This window comes from Lentzea atacamensis, from assembly GCF_003269295.1.
GTDB classification, from domain to species: Bacteria; Actinomycetota; Actinomycetes; order Mycobacteriales; family Pseudonocardiaceae; genus Lentzea; species Lentzea atacamensis.
The window spans coordinates 120,159-137,675 of record NZ_QLTT01000011.1; the positions used below are offsets into that span (position 1 = coordinate 120,159).

Below are 17,517 nucleotides of genomic sequence, written 5' to 3' on the forward strand. Positions count from 1 at the left end.
CCAGTCGAGACCTGCGACAACGCTTCTCTAGACTCATGCGTCGTGACCCCTGAAGAGCTCGCCGATCTCGTCCGGACCGCGGTTGCCCGGTTGCTGGCTGACCGAGGCCTGGACATCACCTCGCTCCCCGAGCAGGTGACGGTCGAGCGACCCAGGAACCCCGAGCACGGGGACTACTCCACGAACATCGCGCTCCAGCTCGCCAAGAAGGCCGGTGTCGCCCCGCGCGACCTCGCGACGTGGCTCGTCGAGGCGCTGCGGACCCAGCCGGCCATCGCGAAGGCGGACGTGGCCGTTCCCGGCTTCATCAACCTGACCATCGCCACCGAGGCGCAGGGCGCGATCGTCGAGGACGCGCTGAAGGACGGCTACGGCACCGGCTCCGAGCTGGCCGGCCAGAAGATCAACCTGGAGTTCGTCTCGGCGAACCCGACCGGCCCCATCCACCTCGGTGGCGCGCGCTGGGCGGCCGTCGGTGACGCGATCGGCCGCGTCCTGCAGGCCCGCGGAGCCGAGATCACGCGTGAGTACTACATCAACGACGCGGGTGCGCAGATCGACCGGTTCGTGCGGTCGCTGATCGCCGCGGCCAAGGGCGAGCCCGTGCCGGAGGACGGCTACGCGGGCACGTACGTGGGCGAGATCGCCGCCGAGGTGCTGCGCCGCGAGCCGGGTGCGCTCGGCGACCCCGAGACGGTGCGCCGCGTCGGCCTCGAGCTGATGATCGATGAGATCAAGCGCAGCCTGGACGACTTCGGCACCCGCTTCGACGTCTTCTTCTCCGAGCTCACGCTGCACCGCAGCGGCGCGGTCGCCGACACCGTGGCGAAGCTCAAGGCGAACGGCTCGCTGTACGAGAAGGACGGAGCCTGGTGGCTGAAGTCGACCGACTACGGCGACGACAAGGACCGGGTCGTCATCAAGGGCGACGGCAACCCGGCCTACATCGCCGGTGACATCGCCTACCTCGCGGACAAGCGCAACCGCGGCTTCGACCGCTTCATCTACATGCTCGGCGCGGACCATCACGGCTACACCGCGCGCCTCAAGGCGGCCGCCGCGGTGCTGGGCGGCGACCCGGACAGCGTCGAGGTGCTGATCGGCCAGCTCGTGAACCTCGTGAGCGGCGGCCAGCCGGTCCGGATGAGCAAGCGCGCGGGCACCGTCATCACGATGGAGGACCTGGTCGACGCGGTCGGCGTGGACGCGGCGCGCTACGCCATGATCCGGTCGAGCGTCGACTCCAGCCTCGACATCGACCTCGACCTGCTGCGCAAGCACAGCAACGACAACCCGGTCTACTACGTGCAGTACGCCCACGCGCGCACGTCGTCGATCCTCCGCAACGCCGCCGACCTGGGCATCACCCCCGGTGAGGACTTCGCGCTGCTCACCCACGAGCGCGAAGGCGACCTCATCCGCACCATCGGCGAGTTCCCGCGCGTGGTGGCCACCGCCGCCGAACTGCGGGAGCCCCACCGCGTGGCTCGCTACCTCGAAGAGCTCGCGGGGACGTACCACCGCTTCCAGCAGGACTGCCGCGTGCTTCCGCTCGGCGATGAGGAGACGACTCCGTTGCACCAGGTCAGGCTTCAGCTCGTCAACGCGACCAGGCGGGTCTTCGCCGCGGGCCTCGGCCTGCTCGGCGTGACCGCCCCGGAGCGCATGTGATGCGCGCGCACCCGGCCGGACCCCGGCACGCCGACGTGATGGTCCCCGGCAACACCGCCGGCGACCGCCCGAGCACCGCAGAGCAGCTCGACCACCTGCACCCGACCGTTTGGCCGCGCAACGCCACCCGCAACGCCGACGGCGTCGTGGAGCTGGGCGGCGTGGACGTGCGCGGGCTCGCCGAGCAGTACGGCACCCCGCTGTTCGTGATGGACGAGCAGGACTTCCGCGCGCGTTGCCGCGAGCACGCCGAGGCCTTCGGCGACCCGACGCTCGTGCACTACGCCTCCAAGGCGTTCCTGAGCGTGCAGGTCGCGAAGTGGGTGGCGGAAGAGGGCCTCTCGATCGACGTCTGCAGTGGCGGCGAGCTCGCGATCGCTCTCAGGGCGAACTTCCCCGCCGAGCGCATTGCGTTGCACGGCAACAACAAGAGCGTTCCCGAGCTGATCGCGGCCGTCGAGGCAGGCGTCGGCGGGATCGTGCTCGACTCGTACCACGAGATCGCCCGCCTCGACCAGATCGCCCGCGAGCGCGGTGTGGTGCAGCCGGTGCTGATCCGCGTGACGGTCGGCGTCGAGGCGCACACCCACGAGTTCATCGCGACCGCGCACGAGGACCAGAAGTTCGGCTTCTCGCTGTCCTCCGGCGACGCGGCCGAGGCCGTGCGGCGCGTGCTCAAGGCGAGCGGCCTCAAGCTCGTCGGCTTGCACAGCCACATCGGCTCGCAGATCTTCGACGCGTCCGGCTTCGAGGTCGCCGCGCGGCGGGTGATCGGCCTGCTCGCGGACATCCGCGAGGAGCACGGCGAGATCGACTCGCTGACCGTCGTCGACCTCGGCGGCGGCCTCGGCATCGCGTACACGCCGGACGACGACCCGCCCCCGCCCGCGGAGCTCGCGCGGCAGCTGCACAACATCGTGCAGAAGGAGTGCGAGCACAACGGCCTGGAGATGCCTCGCATCGCGGTGGAGCCCGGCCGCGCGATCGTCGGCCCCGGCACGGTCACCGTGTACGAGGTCGGCACCATCAAGGACGTCGAGCTGGACGGTGGCGCCCGGCGCCGGTACGTCAGCGTCGACGGCGGCATGAGCGACAACATCCGCACGGCGCTCTACGACGCGGTCTACGACTGCAAGCTCGTCTCGCGCGCCGCGGAGCCCGAGTCGCGTGCGGTCCTGTGCCGCGTGGTCGGCAAGCACTGCGAGTCCGGTGACATCGTGGTACGTGACTGCTGGCTGCCGGACGACCTCGCGCCGGGAGACCTGATCGCGATCGCTGCGACCGGGGCCTACTGCTACTCGATGGCGAGCGGGTACAACCGACTTCCACGGCCCGCGCTCGCCGCGGTGACCGGTGGAGAGGCGCGGCTGCTGCTGCGCCGTGAGACCGAGGACGACTTGTTCCGTCTGGAGGTATAGGACAGTGCCGGAAGTGAAACCTATTCGGGTCGCCTTGCTCGGTTGTGGCACGGTGGGCACGGAGGTAGTCCGGCTGCTGACGGACCAGGCCGAGGACCTCACCCAGCGCATCGGCGCGCCGGTTGAGCTCGCGGGCATCGCCGTGCGCAGGCCGAACAAACACCGCGACGTGCCGGAGCACCTGCTCACCACGGACGCCGCCGCGCTCGTCGCGTCGGACGACGTGGACGTCATCGTCGAGGTCATCGGCGGCATCGAGCCGACGCGCGGGTTGCTGCTGGACGCGTTGAAGGCGGGCAAGTCCGTCGTCACCGCGAACAAGGCGCTGCTCGCCGAGCACGGGCCCGACCTGTTCGAGGCCGCCGACTCCTCCGGTGCCGACCTCTACTTCGAGGCCGCCGTCGCCGGCGCGATCCCGTTGCTGCGCCCGTTGCGGGAATCCCTTGCGGGAGACCGGATCACGCGCGTCATGGGCATCGTGAACGGCACGACGAACTTCATCCTGTCCGCGATGGACGCCACGGGCGCCGGTTACGGCGAGACGCTCGAGGAGGCCTCGCGGCTCGGTTACGCCGAGGCGGACCCGACCGCCGACGTCGACGGGTTCGACGCCGCGTCGAAGGCCGCAATCCTTGCGTCCCTTGCGTTCCACACGCGGGTGACGGCCGCGGACGTCTACCGCGAGGGCATCCGCGCGGTGTCCGCGGCGGACATCGCGGCGGCGAAGGGCCTCGGCCGCACGGTGAAGCTGCTCGCGATCTGCGAGCGGGTCGTCGCCCCGTCCGGCCAGGAATCAGTCGCCGTTCGAGTGCACCCGGCCATGATCCCCAGGACGCATCCGCTGGCGAGCGTGAACGGTGCGTTCAACGCGGTGTTCGTCGAGGCCGACGCGGCGGGGGAGATGATGTTCTACGGGCAGGGTGCCGGTGGCGCCCCGACGGCGAGCGCCGTGGTCGGCGACCTGGTCGCCGTGGCGCGCAACAAGGTTGCGAGCGGACGTGGTCCGCGCGAGTCGGCCTACGCCGCGCTTCCCGTGCAGCCCATGGGTAACACGCCCACGCGCTACCACATCAGCCTCGACGTGGCGGACAAGCCCGGTGTCCTCTCGCAGGTCGCCGCGGTCTTCGCCGAGCACCACGTGAGCATCGCCGCGGTGCGCCAGGAAGGCCGCGTCGAGGACGCCAGCCTGGTGATCGTCACGCACGCGGCGACGGACGCCGCGCTGCGGTCCACTGTGGACAAGATCGGCGGCCTCCCGGTCGTGCGGGAGGTCGTGAGCGTGATGAGGGTGGAGGGCGAAGAATGAGCGGCCCTGAAGGAATGAGCACTGTCAAGGCGGGCTGGCCCGGTCTCATCCACGCGTACCGCGACCGGATCGAGATCCCGGAAGGCGCGGAGATCGTGACGCTGCACGAGGGCGGTACGCCGCTGGTGCACGCGAAGCGCCTCTCCGAGGCAACCGGCTCCGACGTGTACGTGAAGGTCGAGGGCGCGAACCCGACCGGTTCGTTCAAGGACCGCGGCATGACGGTCGCGATGACGTACGCGCTCGCGTCCGGCATCAAGGCGGTCATCTGCGCCTCCACCGGCAACACGTCGGCGTCCGCCGCCGCCTACGCGGCCAAGGCCGGGCTCACCGCCGCCGTGCTGGTGCCCAGCGGCAAGATCGCGATGGGCAAGCTCGCGCAGGCCGTCATGCACGGCGCGAAGATCCTCCAGATCGACGGCAACTTCGACGACTGCCTGGAACTGGCGTCCAAGACCGCGGCCGAGTACCCGGTGACGCTGGTGAACTCGGTCAACCCGGTGCGGCTGATCGGCCAGCGGACCGCCGCGTGGGAGATCTGCGACGTGCTCGGCCAGGCGCCGGACTTCCACTGCCTGCCGGTCGGCAACGCGGGCAACATCACCGCGTACTGGCAGGGCTACCAGGCGTACGAGCAGGGCCTGCCCAAGATGTACGGCTTCCAGGCCGCGGGTGCGGCGCCTCTAGTCTCCGGCGTGCCGGTGCCGAACCCAGAGACCATCGCCACGGCGATCCGGGTCGGCAGCCCGGCGTCGTGGACCGGCGCGATCACCGCTCGCGACGAGTCCGGTGGCCTGATCGACGCGGTCACCGACGAGCAGATCCTGGCCGCCTACCGGTTGCTGGCGGCGAGCGAGGGCATCTTCGTGGAGCCGGCGTCGGCGGCGTCCATCGCCGGTCTGCTGATGACCGCCGAGGACGGCCGGCTGCCGAAGGGCTCGACGGTTGTGTGCACCGTCACCGGGCACGGTCTGAAGGACCCCGACACCGCGTTGCTCGGCGTCACCGAGGTCGAGCCGGTCCCGGTCGACCCCGGCGCCGTCGCGCACGCGCTGGAGCTCGCGTGAGGTTTCTGGTTTCCGTCCCCGCGTCGACCGCGAACCTCGGTTCTGGGTTCGACGCGCTGGGCATGGCGCTCGGGTTGTACGACGAGATCGAGGTGGCCGTCCCGGAAGACAACCCTGGCGGTCTCTCGATCACGGTCGAGGGCGCTGGATCAGGTGACGTCCCGCTCGACGAGAGCCATCTCGTCGTGCGGGCCGTTCGCGCCGCCGGATACACCGGTGGACTCGCCCTGAAGTGCCGCAACGTCATTCCGCACGCACGTGGACTGGGCTCGTCGGCCGCAGCGATCGTGGCGGGTGTCGCAGCCGGATTCACCCTGACGGGTCGCGAGTTGGACACGGACGCGTTGCAAATCGCTGCCGAGTTCGAAGGTCATGCGGACAACGCGGCGGCCTCTTTGTTCGGCGGCATTGTCATTGCGTGGTCTGAAGGAGAGCGGTACCGCGCCGTCCGGATGGAGCCCGACGCACGGGTGCGCCCGGTCGTGCTGATTCCATCCCAGGAGTCGTCCACCAAGACGACGCGCGGCCTGCTTCCGGCCGAAGTGCCGCACGCGGACGCCGCGCACGCCGCAGGACGGGCTGCCCTGGCGGTGCACGCGCTGACGTCGGACCCGTCGGTTCTCCTTGCTGCGACTGAGGATCGCCTCCACCAGAACTACCGCGAGCCCGCGTGGCCCGACACCGTTCGGGTGATCAACGAGCTTCGCAAGCTCGGTGTTCCCGCCTGCGTGTCCGGAGCGGGACCCACCGTGATCGCGTTCGGCGACCTCCCGGCCGAGGTCGACGTCAACGGCTTCGACGTGCGGAGACTCGACGTCGACACCGCCGGCGTGCGCGTTCGTCCATTGGACTGACACGCCCGACCCCGGTTGTTGCATGCGGGGAGACCGGCGTCTACCCTCGGGGGCGATCAGTCACCGCGCGCACGGGCGCCGGTGTCGCGCCCGGACACTCGTTCCGGGTCGCAATCCTTTTGTGTTCCGGCTCTGTGCCGTGCGGGCGGGGCGGACGCAAAAGAGGCACCCGATCGCCGTGTGACCTGAGAAAAGTCCCGTGCTTGCCGGAAGCGGTGTGTGCTTCCGTCTGCATCGGACTGACCGTCGTTCCCCAGTTGAAGCGGGAAGACGGGTCCGCTGGGCCGCGTAGGAGGCGGGGCCTGGTCAGGAAGGACATGTGTGAGCAACACCGATTTGCTGAGCAGCGATGTCGCAGCTGCTTCTGGTTCTGGAGCCGAGGAGACCGCTCTGTCCACCCCTTCGAACGGCACGACGCCGCGCCGCCGCGCGGGTCTGTCCGGCATGGTGCTCGCTGAGCTTCGCGAGCTCGCCGGCCAGCTGGGCATCACCGGAACCGCAGGTCTGCGCAAGGGCGACCTGATCGCGGCCATCAAGGAGAAGCAGGGCTCCGGCGCCCCGGCCAAAGCCGAGAAGCCCGCGAAGGCCGAGAAGGCCGCCGCGAAGGCTCCCGCCGAGAAGCCGGCCGTCGCCGAAAAGCCTGTTCAGCAGCAGCTCGAGGTAGCGGAAAAGCCCGCTGCCGCCGCTGCTCCCGCTCCCGCCGAAACCGGCACGTCCGCGGAGGAGGGCGGTCGCCGAGGCAACCGTCGTCGCCGCTCCGGCCGTGGTGGCGGAAACGCCGAGGCGGGCGAGGGCCAGCAGCCCGAGCAGCGCGCTGAGCGTGCCGAGCGCCCTGAGCGTCAGGAGCGCGCTGAGCGTTCCGGTGACCGCCAGGAGCGTTCCGAGCGTCAGGATCGCGGTGAGCGTCAGGACCGTGGTGAGCGCCAGGACCGTGGTGAGCGCCAGGACCGCGGTGAGCGCCAGGACCGTGGCGACCGTCAGGACCGTGGCGAGCGCCAGGACCGTGGCGACCGCGGTGGTCGTGACCGCAACCGCGACCGCGACCGCCAGGGCGGCCAGTCCCAGGACGGAGACGACGACGGTGGTCGTCGCGGCCGGTTCCGCGACCGTCGCCGCCGCGGTGGCCGCGGTGAGGGAGTCGAGCGCGGTGACCGTGAGACCGAGGTGCGCGAGGACGACGTCCTGCTCCCGGTCGCGGGCATCCTGGACGTGCTGGAGAACTACGCGTTCGTCCGCACGTCGGGCTACCTGGCCGGCTCGAACGACGTCTACGTCTCGCTCTCGCTCGTCCGCAAGTACGGCCTGCGCCGCGGTGACGCCATCACCGGCGCCGTCCGTCAGCCGCGCGAGGGCGAGCAGCAGCGCCAGAAGTTCAACCCGCTGGTCCGCGTCGACAAGATCAACGGCCTGGACCCGGACGAGGCCCGCAACCGCCCGGACTTCACCAAGCTGACGCCGCTCTACCCGAACGAGCGACTGCGCCTGGAGACCGAGCCGCACATCCTCACCACCCGTGTCATCGACCTGGTGATGCCGATCGGCAAGGGCCAGCGCGCCCTGATCGTGTCGCCGCCGAAGGCAGGCAAGACCTCGGTGCTGCAGGCGATCGCCAACGCGATCACCAAGAACAACCCCGAGTGCCACCTGATGGTCGTCCTCGTCGACGAGCGTCCGGAAGAGGTCACCGACATGCAGCGCTCGGTGAAGGGCGAGGTCATCGCCTCGACCTTCGACCGCCCGCCGTCGGACCACACCACCATCTCCGAGCTCGCGATCGAGCGCGCGAAGAGGCTGGTGGAGATGGGCCACGACGTGGTCGTGCTGCTCGACTCGATCACGCGTCTGGGCCGCGCCTACAACCTGGCGGCGCCGGCGTCCGGCCGCATCCTGTCCGGTGGTGTCGACTCCACCGCGCTGTACCCGCCGAAGCGCTTCCTGGGTGCCGCCCGGAACATCGAGGGCGGCGGCTCGCTGACCGTCATCGCGACGGCGCTGGTCGAGACCGGTTCCGCCGGTGACTCGGTCATCTTCGAGGAGTTCAAGGGCACGGGTAACGCCGAGCTCAAGCTCGATCGGAAGATCGCGGACAAGCGGACGTTCCCGGCTGTCGACGTCGACTCGTCGGGTACTCGCAAGGAAGAGCTGCTGCTGTCGCCGGATGAGATGGCGGTCACGCACAAGCTCCGCCGGGTGCTGCACGCGCTGGACGGTCAGCAGGCCATCGACCTGCTGCTCGACCGGCTGCGCAAGTCGCGCACGAACATCGAGTTCCTGATGCAGGTGGCGAAGACGACGCCCGGGGCCGAGCAGGACTGATCGGCTGCTCGAGTTTCACGTGAAAAGACCCCCGGTGCAGGTCACCGGGGGTCTTTTCGTGTTGCTTCACTCGAATGCCGAGGTGCTCAGCGGCAGTCGGACGCCGGTCGGCTCTCATCGGTCTGCACCAGGGACTGGAACACCAGGCCCAGCAACACCGGCAGCCCCACCACCGTCGTGACCAGCGCGGGAATCTCCACCGCGCCCACCACCACCCCGCCAGCCAGCACCGCGGCCAGATACGGGAACCGCACCCACACGCGATGCCAGGGCCGCCGCCACCGCACCCCACCGGACACGGCCGCTGCGACCGCCACTCCGGCCCCGGACACGACGGGCGACAACGGCACCGTCGTCCAGGAAGCAGTGATCAGCCCTGCCGACCCCATCAGGCCGAACACGGCGGCGGAGAAGAGGAACGGCACAGCCAGCCACAGGCGCGGGCTCATCGGCCGTTCGGTGGTGCAGAACACGGCACACAGTGTGATGGAAGCTCACCAACAACACTGAGCCGTATTTGGTCGAACGGGCACACCTTGCGCCGAACGGCGTATCACGGAGGTTAAGCGGTTGTGACTTCTGACACGCGGAGGCGTCGGGAACAACCGCGTTTTTGCACGTGTTGAAGGGTCTGGCACACTAAACGGTCGAGTCCGGCTCCGGTTCACCCGTCATCAGCAACAGGGACCCGGCGGCCATCCTTGAAAGGGACAAGATCTTGAAGACTGGAATCCACCCGGAGTACGTGACCACCGAGGTCACCTGCGGCTGCGGCAACACCTTCACCACCCGGAGCACCAAGACCTCCGGCTCCGTGCACGTCGAGGTCTGCTCGAACTGCCACCCGTTCTACACGGGCAAGCAGAAGATCCTGGACACCGGTGGCCGCGTCGCGCGCTTCGAGGCGCGTTACGGCAAGCGCAACAAGTAGCTGCGTTGACGGCGCCTGACCCCGGCAAACGAGCCGGGGTCAGGCGCCGTTGCCGTCTCCACCACCAAAAGAGGAGCCAAGAACGTGTCGCAGTCGCTGGACAGCCTGCTCGCCGAGTACGACGAGCTCGAGAAGAGGCTCGCCGACCCCAGCGTGCACGCTGACCAGGCGGGCGCGCGCAAGCTCGGCAAGCGGTACGCCGCGCTCGGCCCGATCGTGAAGACGGCTCGGGAGATCGAGCAGGTTCGCAGCGACCTCGAGGCCGCGAAGGAGCTGGCGAGCGAGGACTCGGCGTTCGCCGAGGAGGCCAAGCAGCTCGAGGAGCAGCTCCCCAAGCTGGAGGAGAAGCTCACCGAGCTCCTGCTGCCGCGCGACCCGCACGACGGCGACGACGTGCTGCTGGAGATCAAGTCCGGTGAGGGTGGCGAGGAGTCCGCGCTGTTCGCCGGCGATCTGCTGCGGATGTACACGCGCTACGCCGAGCGTCAGGGCTGGAAGGTCGAGATGCTCGACGGCACCGACTCCGACCTGGGCGGGTTCAAGGACGTCACGGTCGCCATCAAGGCCAAGAGCCCGACGCCGGACGGTGTCTGGAGCCGGCTGAAGTGGGAGGGCGGCGTGCATCGCGTGCAGCGCGTGCCCGTCACGGAGTCGCAGGGCCGCATCCACACGTCCGCTGCCGGTGTTCTCGTGTTCCCGGAGGCCGAGGAGACGGCCGAGGTCGAGATCGACGAGAAGGACCTGCGCATCGACGTCTACCGCTCGTCCGGCAAGGGCGGGCAGTCGGTCAACACCACCGACTCCGCGGTGCGCATCACGCACCTGCCGACCGGCATCGTCGTCTCGTGTCAGAACGAGCGCAGCCAGCTGCAGAACAAGGCCCGCGCCATGCAGGTCCTGCAGTCGCGCCTCGCTGTCCTCGCCGAGGAGCAGAAGGCTCAGGAGCAGTCGGACGCCCGTCGCAGCCAGATCCGCACGGTCGACCGGTCGGAGCGGGTGAGGACCTACAACTTCCCCGAATCACGAATTTCTGATCACCGGGTTGGGTACAAAGCGCATAACCTGGACCAGGTGCTCGACGGCGACCTGGACGCGGTGGTGGACGCGCTGGCCGCCGCCGACCGGGCAGAACGGCTCGCAGGCGGGTAAACCGACGTGAGAGGGGCGCGTTGTGGCCGAGATCCTGGTGAATCCCCAGATCGCACCCCTCGACCAACCGATCGACATCGTCGTCGTGGGTCTTCCGCCGGGTGACGAGATCACCGTTCAACTGTCCACAGGCGACCGTGCGTCCCACGGTGTCTTCACCGCTGACGAGCGCGGCGTCGTGGACCTCACCCGGCACGCCCCGAAGGAAGGCACCTATCGCGGTGTCGATCCCATGGGCCTGTTCTGGTCGCTCGAACGCACCGGCGGCAAACCGGGTCCGATGTGCCTGTCCGTCGAGGGCGCTGGCGAGATCGAGCTCAAGCGGCTGACGATCCCCGAGGGCGTCGAACGCGTCGAGGTCCGCGAGAACGGGCTCGTGGGCACCCTGTTCGCCCCTGAGGACGACGGAGGAGACCTGCCGGGCGTGATCGTGCTCGGTGGCTCCGAGGGTGGCCTGCACGAGTCCGACGCCGCTCTCCTGGCCGCGCACGGGTTCGTGACTTTCGCGCTGGGCTACTTCGGCATGAAGGGCCTGCCGGAGCATCTCGTCGACATCCCGCTCGAGTACTTCGGCACCGCGATCGACCACCTGGCAGAACGGTGCGGCGAGATCGGCGTCATCGGCGGGTCGCGCGGTGGCGAGCTGGCGTTGCTGATCGGTGCCACCTACCCGCAGGTCAGGGCCGTGGTCAGCGTGGTGGGCAGCGGCGTGGTGACCCAGGGCATCGGGCCGGGCGCCAACCTGCTGCAGAAGCTGTCGTACGAAGCGGCGTCGTGGACGTACAAGGGCGAGCCGCTGCCGTACCTGCCGTACTACGTGAGCGACGAGCTGCGCTCGAAGATCGTGAACGACGAGCCGGTGCCGTTGAGGCTCGCGTTCGACACTTCCGACGGCATTCCCGAGGGCACCGAGATCCGCGTGGAGAACATCGTCGGGGGTGTGTTGCTCATCTCGTCCGGACACGACGACGGGTGGCCGAGCACGGAGCTGAGCGAGGTCGCCATGCGGCGGCTGAAGGACCACGAGCACCCGTTCCCGTACGAGCACGTCGTGTATCCCGAGGCAGGACACCTGATAGCGGCGCCGCCGTACCGTCCGGCGACGGATGTGACCTATCCGGGGCCCGGTGTCACCTTCTCGGGTGGTGGTGTTCCGCACGCCACCGCGCACGCTCAGGCGAACGCTTGGAAAAGGACGGTTGAGTTCTTGCAGGAGCAGCTCGGGACCTAGGGTGTGTGCTTATGAGCGCACACTTTGATGTCGTCGTCGTGGGTGCGGGTCCCGGCGGGTACGTGGCCGCGATCCGGGCGGCTCAGCTCGGGCTGAAGACCGCCGTTGTCGAGGAGAAGTACTGGGGCGGCGTCTGCCTGAACGTGGGCTGCATCCCGTCGAAGGCTCTCCTGCGCAACGCCGAGCTCGCGCACATCTTCACGCACGAGCAGAAGACGTTCGGCATCAAGGTCGACGGCAACGTCAGCTTCGACTACAGCGCGGCGTGGCAGCGCAGCCGCAAGGTCGCGGAAGGGCGCGTCAAGGGCGTGCACTTCCTCATGAAGAAGAACGGCATCACCGAGTACAACGGGTGGGCCAACTTCACCGACGACCACACGCTGACCGTGAACGGCGAGACGATCACCTTCGGCCACGCGATCATCGCGGTGGGCGCGACGACCCGGATGCTGCCGAACACGCAGAAGTCCGACCGCGTCGTGACCTACGAAGAGCAGATCATGACCGAGGACCTGCCCGAGTCGATCATCATCGCCGGCGCGGGCGCGATCGGCGTCGAGTTCGCCTACGTCATGCACAACTACGGCGTGAAGGTCACCATCGTCGAGTTCCTCGACCGGATGGTGCCGCTCGAGGACGAAGAGGTGTCCGCCGAGCTGCTCAAGCGCTACAAGAAGCTGGGCGTCGACGTGCGCGTCGGCACCCGCGTGGAGTCGATCGACGAGTCGGGCGAGAAGGTCCGCGTCACCGTCTCCAAGAACGGCGCCCAGGAAGTCCTGGAAGCTGACAAGGTCATGCAGGCCATCGGTTTCGTGCCGCGGGTCGAGGGCTACGGCCTCGAGAACACCGGCGTGAAGCTGACCGAGCGCGGCGCGATCGACATCGACGGCCGCGGCCGCACCTCCGTGCCGCACATCTTCGCCATCGGTGACGTCACCGCGAAGCTGATGCTCGCGCACACGGCCGAGTCCATGGGCATCATCGCCGCGGAGACCATCGCGGGTGCCGAGACCATGGAGCTCGACTACGTGATGATCCCGCGGGCGACGTTCTGCCAGCCGCAGATCGCGTCGTTCGGCTACACCGAGGCGCAGGCCCGCGAGAAGGGCTTCGACGTCCAGGTCTCGAAGTTCCCGTTCACCGCGAACGGCAAGGCGCACGGCCTCGCCGAGCCCGGCGGCTTCGTGAAGCTGATCAGCGACGCCAAGCACGGCGAGCTGCTCGGCGGCCACATCATCGGCCCGGAGGCCACCGAACTGCTGCCCGAGCTCACGCTGGCGCAGCAGTGGGACCTCACGGTGCACGAGGTCGCGCGCAACGTGCACGCGCACCCGACGCTTTCGGAGGCCGTCAAGGAAGCCGTGCACGGCCTGGCCGGGCACATGATCAACTTCTGAGATAGTTTCTCGCTGATGATGAACCGGCAGCCGCTCCGCCTCGCCATCTCCGAGGCGGCCAAGATCCTCTCCGAGGCCGGCGTGGACAGCCCGCGCGTCGACGCGGAGTTCCTGGCCGCGCACGTGCTCGGCGTGGAACGGGGGCGGCTGCCGCTCATCCCGCTGGTCGATCCACCTGTGATCGACCAGCTGCACAAGCTCGTCAGGACGCGGGCCTCGCGGATTCCGTTGCAGCACATCCTCGGCTGGGCGCCCATGGGTGCCATCACGGTCGAGGTCGGGCCGGGCGTGTTCGTGCCGCGGCCGGAGACCGAGCTGCTGATGGAGTGGGGCCTCAAGGCGCTCGTGGGCGTTCCCTCGCCCGTCGTGGTGGATCTGTGCACCGGCACGGGCGCGTTGGCGCTGTCGATCGCCGCGGCCCGCCCGGACGCGGTGGTGCACGCGGTGGAGATCGATCCCCAAGCGCTCGCCTGGACACGGCGCAACGCCGACGCGCGGGTGGCCGCCGGGGACACACCCATCCGCCTGCACTCCGGTGACGCCACGGATCCGTCGCTCCTGTCCGATCTGGACGGTCAGGTTGATCTCGTGGTGTGCAATCCGCCTTACGTGCCAGAGGGAACCGAAGTGCAGCCCGAAGTCGGCGTGCACGATCCGCACCACGCGGTGTTCTCCGGCGCCGACGGGCTGGACGTGATCCGGCACGTGGTCTCCGCCGCGGCACGATGGCTCAAGCCGGGCGGTGCCGTGGGAATCGAGCACGACGACACGCAGGGCGAGTCCGTGCCCGCGCTGCTGGCGGCGCGCCGGGTGCTCACGGACGTCGCCGACCACGCCGACCTGGCCGGGCGCCCCCGGTTCGCGACCGCCCGCAGGGTCTAGAAGAGCGCGTCGAAGGCTTTCTCCAGCTCCTTCATCCGCTCGCCGAGCCCGCGATCGCTCAGCCTCTCCATCAGGTGCTCGGCAACGTCCTTGCCCGGCTTGGGTTTGCGCGCCTCGATCCGCAGGTCGTCGACCATCTCGATGGTCGACGTGGGAGCCTTGGCGTCGTTGAGGTCCTCTCGCAGCTCGTCGAGGAGCCGCAACACCGCCGAGACGTCCTTGATGTGTCCGATGTGGACTTCCTCGGCCCTGGCCCGCCCGCTGGTGCCGGTGCGGCTGCCGAAGTTCCGTTCGCTCATGGGCTTTCCTCGCTAGTGGCGATGTTGCTGCCGTCGTCCGTCGGGTACAGCACGAGCACTCCGGCGCAGCTCGAGCGCCCAAACCGCCGAATCCTCCTGTCGTTGCGCCACGTGCAGGCCTGCACGATCACGAGCCCTCCGCCGCCGCTCCCCGGCTTGCGCTCGTCGCAGGACCTGAGCCTGAAGATCCCGCCGACGCACCTGCAGAGCACGAAGAACAGCCCGATCCAGCCCGCCACCGCGCCGAGCACGAGCGGCCCGCGCGGCGAGCCCGGCCGCCCGCGTCGCCCGAGCCCGCACCGCACCCCGGCCACGAGCGCGCCGGTGACCCCGGCCCGCGGCCACGACCCGCGCGGCAACCCGCTGCCGGCGAACGGCAGCACTTCGCCGTGCCGCACCACCGCCTCCCGCCGTCCCCGCCCGGCGCTGACGCAGCCCGGCCGCTCCGTCAGGTACCCGCGAATGGCGGATTCCGCGAACTGATTGTCGTGGTGTGCGGCTCCGCAGCGGAAGCGAGTGGTGTCGTCGCGTGACTTCGGAGAATCGCTTCCCTTCGTCGCCGGCGGAGCTGACATTGTCCTGTCCACTTTCTGTCATTGAATTGCACGCTTCGCGTTTGCGCTGGTCAGGGACGTTGTGAACACGCATTTCCAATGCCTCGGATGCTGATGGATGGCACAATAGTCGTTCCAGATCGGAATCGGACCGAGGTGTTGTGAATTGCGTATTGTCAATGCGCCGAACGAGGGCAAACGGCGCTCTTCTCGGACGCCTGCCGATTCGCTGTGCCCTGAGGGGCTCGCCGCACGGTGCGGAGGCTCGCAAGAGGCAGAGTCGCGTGCGAAGTTGACAAATCGTGGCCAATAACCTGACGTTTAGTCACGTTGGGACCAAACGGTCGTATGTTCTGACATTGGGGAGGGCACGCGGTCACGCGCTTGAGGAACCGCCGCCTCGCGCGTGACCGCGTGTGCGCCAGCCCGCCCCGGTTGCTACGCCTCGTGCCCCGGGTTCAACGTTCGCTCGTCATCGCCAGCACCTGTCCGAGGTGTCGCGCCAGTCCCATGTTGTCCGCGGGGCTGATGGTGAACCAGCCGTTGCGAATCTGGACGTTGGAGTAGCGACCCTGGTGGGTGTCGATCCACGTGACGGGCGGGAAGTCCCGCCTGGTGCGGCCCTGTCCCATCTGGACGACGAAGTGTCCGTTGCCGATGGCCGGACCGGTCAGCATCTGCTTGGCGATGCGGACGTCGTCGTTCTCCATCGCGCGAACCGCCTGACGGAAGCCTTCCTGCTGCTGGGGCTGGTTCTCGAACGCTTCGGCGGGCACCGTCACCAGCTTGCCCGGCCCAGGCCTGTTCTGCGGCATGGCGCCGGCGAGGCTGGTCGCGATCTCGTTGGGCTGCACCAGGTTCAGCGTGATGGAGGTGTCCTCCTGGGTCACCAGCACCGCGTAACCGCCGCGCGCCACCACGCTGGCGCGGACCAGCTTCTGCTGGTTGAGGTCGGGAATGCACAGGGCGACGACACGGAGCTCGGGGCGCGCCAACAGGTTCAGTGCATCCTCGAGGTCCGGCTCCGGCCTGCCGCGCCGGGCGAGGTTCCTGCGTTCGAGGTCCGCACGCACCGCCGCCTTGATGCGAGCACGCTCGTCGAGCGTCTCGCCGTGCTGGCTCACCTCGAAGGGATAGGGAACGCTCCCCGCCCGCAGGTCCTCCCAGAGAACCTCGAACGCGGGCAGGGAGAGCTGGGCGATCTGCCTCATCCGCCGATCACCGGCGGCGCGACCATGCGATCGTCGTCGAAGAACTCGTCAGTGGGCACGAGGTAGTTCGACTTGTGCTCCTTGTCCTCCTGGCCCTGACCGGCACCCGCACCCGCACCGGCGCCACCGGCACCCATGCCGCCCGCGGCGCCCACACGCCCCGCCGCACCAGCGCCGGCACCGCCCGCAGCGCCGCCCATGACCCCGGCGCCACCACCGGGATTGGCCGGCCCGAAGCTGCCCATGCCACGACCGGAACCGTTCACACCGGCCATGCCACCGCCACCCGCGCCGCGGCCACCCGCTCCGCCACCGGGACCGCCGGGACCGCCGGGCCGCATGCCTTGCCCGCCACCGGGAGGCCGGCCCTGACCGCCACCGCCGGGCGGGCGCGTGCCGGGCGGCAGCATGCCGGGAGGCCCGTACGGCGGCCGGTTCGGGTTGCCGCCGTTGGGCGGGTTGTTCGGGTTGCCCGGATTCGGTTCCTTGACCGGGGGAGCGACCCAGGCCGGGTTCGTCGTGCCGTTGCCGGTGTTCGGCATGCCAGGCATGCCGGTGTTGTTGCTGAACCTCTGGTTCGTGTTGACGTTGCTGAGGCTCTGCGAGTGCGTGGTGCTGCTCGGCTGCGTAGTGCCCTGGTCGTTGGTGACCTTCGGGGTGGACTCCATGGTGGGCATGGACATAGCCGCGGCCATCATCGTGTTGTCACGCGTCTGCATAACCTGCACGGCTTCTTCTTTGGCGCCCTGCTGCTTGTTGTAGGTGGAGATCATCTCGACGGGCGCGCCCACCATCATGATGGGGCTCACGATGCCACCCTTGTTCGTGAGCCAGTCACCGGCGATCTTCATGGGGTTGAACTCGACCGGCTGCGGCATGCTCTTGTTGGCCTGAACCGCCGCGTCCCGCTGCTGCTCGATGGCGCTCGACGTGCGCACGAATGCTTCGCCGGTCTGGTCGGAGAAGGTCCCCACCTTGCTCAGAGCAGCCCGGACCCCTTCAGCGGCCCGCCCCTTCCAGCCGTCCTGAGAACCGTTGACCAGGATGCTGAAGTCGGTGGCCAGCTCCTTGAACGTCGTACCGATCGCCTTCCACGCATCGCTGACGGCGGTGGCGGTCGCCGGATCGTAGTTCTGGGTGACCAGTGCCTTCATCTGTTCGTGCGGCTGGCCCGCGTAGTTCGCGTTCGGTGTCGGAACTGCGGGTTTGACTGGCGCCATGAGATTCCCCC

16 protein-coding genes are annotated in these 17,517 nt (G+C 69.0%); 11 read left to right on the forward strand and 5 right to left on the reverse strand.

Features of this window, described 5'->3' with window-relative positions:
- Positions 1-42: 42 nt before the first annotated feature.
- From argS to rho, 6 genes are all read left to right on the forward strand, one after another.
- Positions 43-1,671, forward strand: a complete 1,629-nt coding sequence (gene argS, locus C8D87_RS37395; RefSeq protein ID WP_112230712.1) for an arginine--tRNA ligase — start codon at positions 43-45, stop codon at positions 1,669-1,671.
- A complete protein-coding gene (lysA, locus tag C8D87_RS37400; RefSeq protein ID WP_112230924.1) occupies positions 1,671-3,089 on the forward strand; it encodes a diaminopimelate decarboxylase in 1,419 nt (472 codons plus the stop codon). Before argS ends, lysA begins: the two co-directional genes overlap by 1 nt.
- A gap of 4 nt (positions 3,090-3,093) precedes the next feature.
- On the forward strand, positions 3,094-4,395 hold the full coding sequence (locus C8D87_RS37405; RefSeq protein WP_109634710.1) for a homoserine dehydrogenase: 1,302 nt from the start codon (positions 3,094-3,096) through the stop codon (positions 4,393-4,395).
- 14 nt (positions 4,396-4,409) lie between these two features.
- The gene (thrC, locus tag C8D87_RS37410; protein WP_407656882.1) at positions 4,410-5,462 is read left to right on the forward strand and encodes a threonine synthase; all 1,053 of its coding nucleotides are present in this window, start codon (positions 4,410-4,412) and stop codon (positions 5,460-5,462) included.
- Entirely contained in the window at positions 5,459-6,316 is an 858-nt protein-coding gene (thrB, locus tag C8D87_RS37415) for a homoserine kinase (protein ID WP_112230714.1), read from the forward strand. The genes thrC and thrB overlap by 4 nt, the downstream gene beginning before the upstream one ends.
- Positions 6,317-6,637: 321 nt before the next feature.
- A complete protein-coding gene (gene rho / locus C8D87_RS37420; RefSeq protein ID WP_112230716.1) occupies positions 6,638-8,632 on the forward strand; it encodes a transcription termination factor Rho in 1,995 nt (664 codons plus the stop codon).
- A gap of 86 nt (positions 8,633-8,718) precedes the next feature.
- Here rho and C8D87_RS37425 read toward each other — a convergent pair whose 3' ends face one another.
- Positions 8,719-9,105 carry a hypothetical protein gene (locus tag C8D87_RS37425; RefSeq protein WP_112230718.1) on the reverse strand — a complete coding sequence of 129 codons (387 nt, stop codon included), beginning with the start codon at positions 9,103-9,105 and terminating at the stop codon, positions 8,719-8,721.
- A gap of 245 nt (positions 9,106-9,350) precedes the next feature.
- Here C8D87_RS37425 and rpmE point away from each other — a divergent pair, with 245 nt between their 5' ends.
- From rpmE to prmC, 5 genes are all read left to right on the forward strand, one after another.
- Positions 9,351-9,563: a 50S ribosomal protein L31 gene (gene rpmE, locus C8D87_RS37430; protein WP_030472471.1), complete on the forward strand. Its 213-nt coding sequence runs from the start codon at positions 9,351-9,353 to the stop codon at positions 9,561-9,563.
- Between the two features lie 84 nt (positions 9,564-9,647).
- Positions 9,648-10,712, forward strand: coding sequence for a peptide chain release factor 1 (gene prfA, locus C8D87_RS37435; RefSeq protein ID WP_109634699.1), 1,065 nt, complete (start codon positions 9,648-9,650; stop codon positions 10,710-10,712).
- Positions 10,713-10,734: 22 nt separating this feature from the next.
- Entirely contained in the window at positions 10,735-11,943 is a 1,209-nt protein-coding gene (locus C8D87_RS37440) for an acyl-CoA thioester hydrolase/BAAT C-terminal domain-containing protein (RefSeq protein ID WP_112230720.1), read from the forward strand.
- Positions 11,944-11,954: 11 nt separating this feature from the next.
- The gene (gene lpdA / locus C8D87_RS37445) at positions 11,955-13,340 is read left to right on the forward strand and encodes a dihydrolipoyl dehydrogenase (RefSeq protein WP_109634695.1); all 1,386 of its coding nucleotides are present in this window, start codon (positions 11,955-11,957) and stop codon (positions 13,338-13,340) included.
- Between the two features lie 18 nt (positions 13,341-13,358).
- A complete protein-coding gene (gene prmC / locus C8D87_RS37450; protein WP_112230926.1) occupies positions 13,359-14,222 on the forward strand; it encodes a peptide chain release factor N(5)-glutamine methyltransferase in 864 nt (287 codons plus the stop codon).
- Here prmC and C8D87_RS37455 read toward each other — a convergent pair.
- From C8D87_RS37455 to C8D87_RS37470, 4 genes are all read right to left on the reverse strand, one after another.
- Positions 14,219-14,521 carry a hypothetical protein gene (locus C8D87_RS37455; protein WP_112230722.1) on the reverse strand — a complete coding sequence of 101 codons (303 nt, stop codon included), beginning with the start codon at positions 14,519-14,521 and terminating at the stop codon, positions 14,219-14,221. The two genes, prmC and C8D87_RS37455, sit on opposite strands and share 4 nt — an antisense overlap.
- Positions 14,518-14,919 (reverse strand): hypothetical protein, encoded by a 402-nt coding sequence (locus C8D87_RS45445; RefSeq protein WP_146771989.1) that lies wholly within the window; start codon positions 14,917-14,919, stop codon positions 14,518-14,520. The genes C8D87_RS37455 and C8D87_RS45445 overlap by 4 nt, the downstream gene beginning before the upstream one ends.
- Before the next feature lie 614 nt (positions 14,920-15,533).
- The gene (locus C8D87_RS37465) at positions 15,534-16,286 is read right to left on the reverse strand and encodes an ESX secretion-associated protein EspG (protein ID WP_112230726.1); all 753 of its coding nucleotides are present in this window, start codon (positions 16,284-16,286) and stop codon (positions 15,534-15,536) included.
- A complete protein-coding gene (locus tag C8D87_RS37470) occupies positions 16,283-17,506 on the reverse strand; it encodes a hypothetical protein (protein ID WP_112230728.1) in 1,224 nt (407 codons plus the stop codon). The genes C8D87_RS37465 and C8D87_RS37470 overlap by 4 nt, the downstream gene beginning before the upstream one ends.
- Positions 17,507-17,517: the final 11 nt, after the last annotated feature.

Coding starts and splice junctions, on each gene's coding strand:
- C8D87_RS37465 (WP_112230726.1), bottom strand. CDS start 16,286: ATGAGGCAGATCGCCCAGCTCTCCCTGCCCGCGTTCGAGGTTCTCTGG.
- lpdA (WP_109634695.1), top strand. CDS start 11,955: ATGAGCGCACACTTTGATGTCGTCGTCGTGGGTGCGGGTCCCGGCGGG.
- C8D87_RS37455 (WP_112230722.1), bottom strand. CDS start 14,521: ATGAGCGAACGGAACTTCGGCAGCCGCACCGGCACCAGCGGGCGGGCC.
- C8D87_RS37470 (WP_112230728.1), bottom strand. CDS start 17,506: ATGGCGCCAGTCAAACCCGCAGTTCCGACACCGAACGCGAACTACGCG.
- lysA (WP_112230924.1), top strand. CDS start 1,671: ATGCGCGCGCACCCGGCCGGACCCCGGCACGCCGACGTGATGGTCCCC.
- prmC (WP_112230926.1), top strand. CDS start 13,359: ATGAACCGGCAGCCGCTCCGCCTCGCCATCTCCGAGGCGGCCAAGATC.
- thrC (WP_407656882.1), top strand. CDS start 4,410: ATGAGCACTGTCAAGGCGGGCTGGCCCGGTCTCATCCACGCGTACCGC.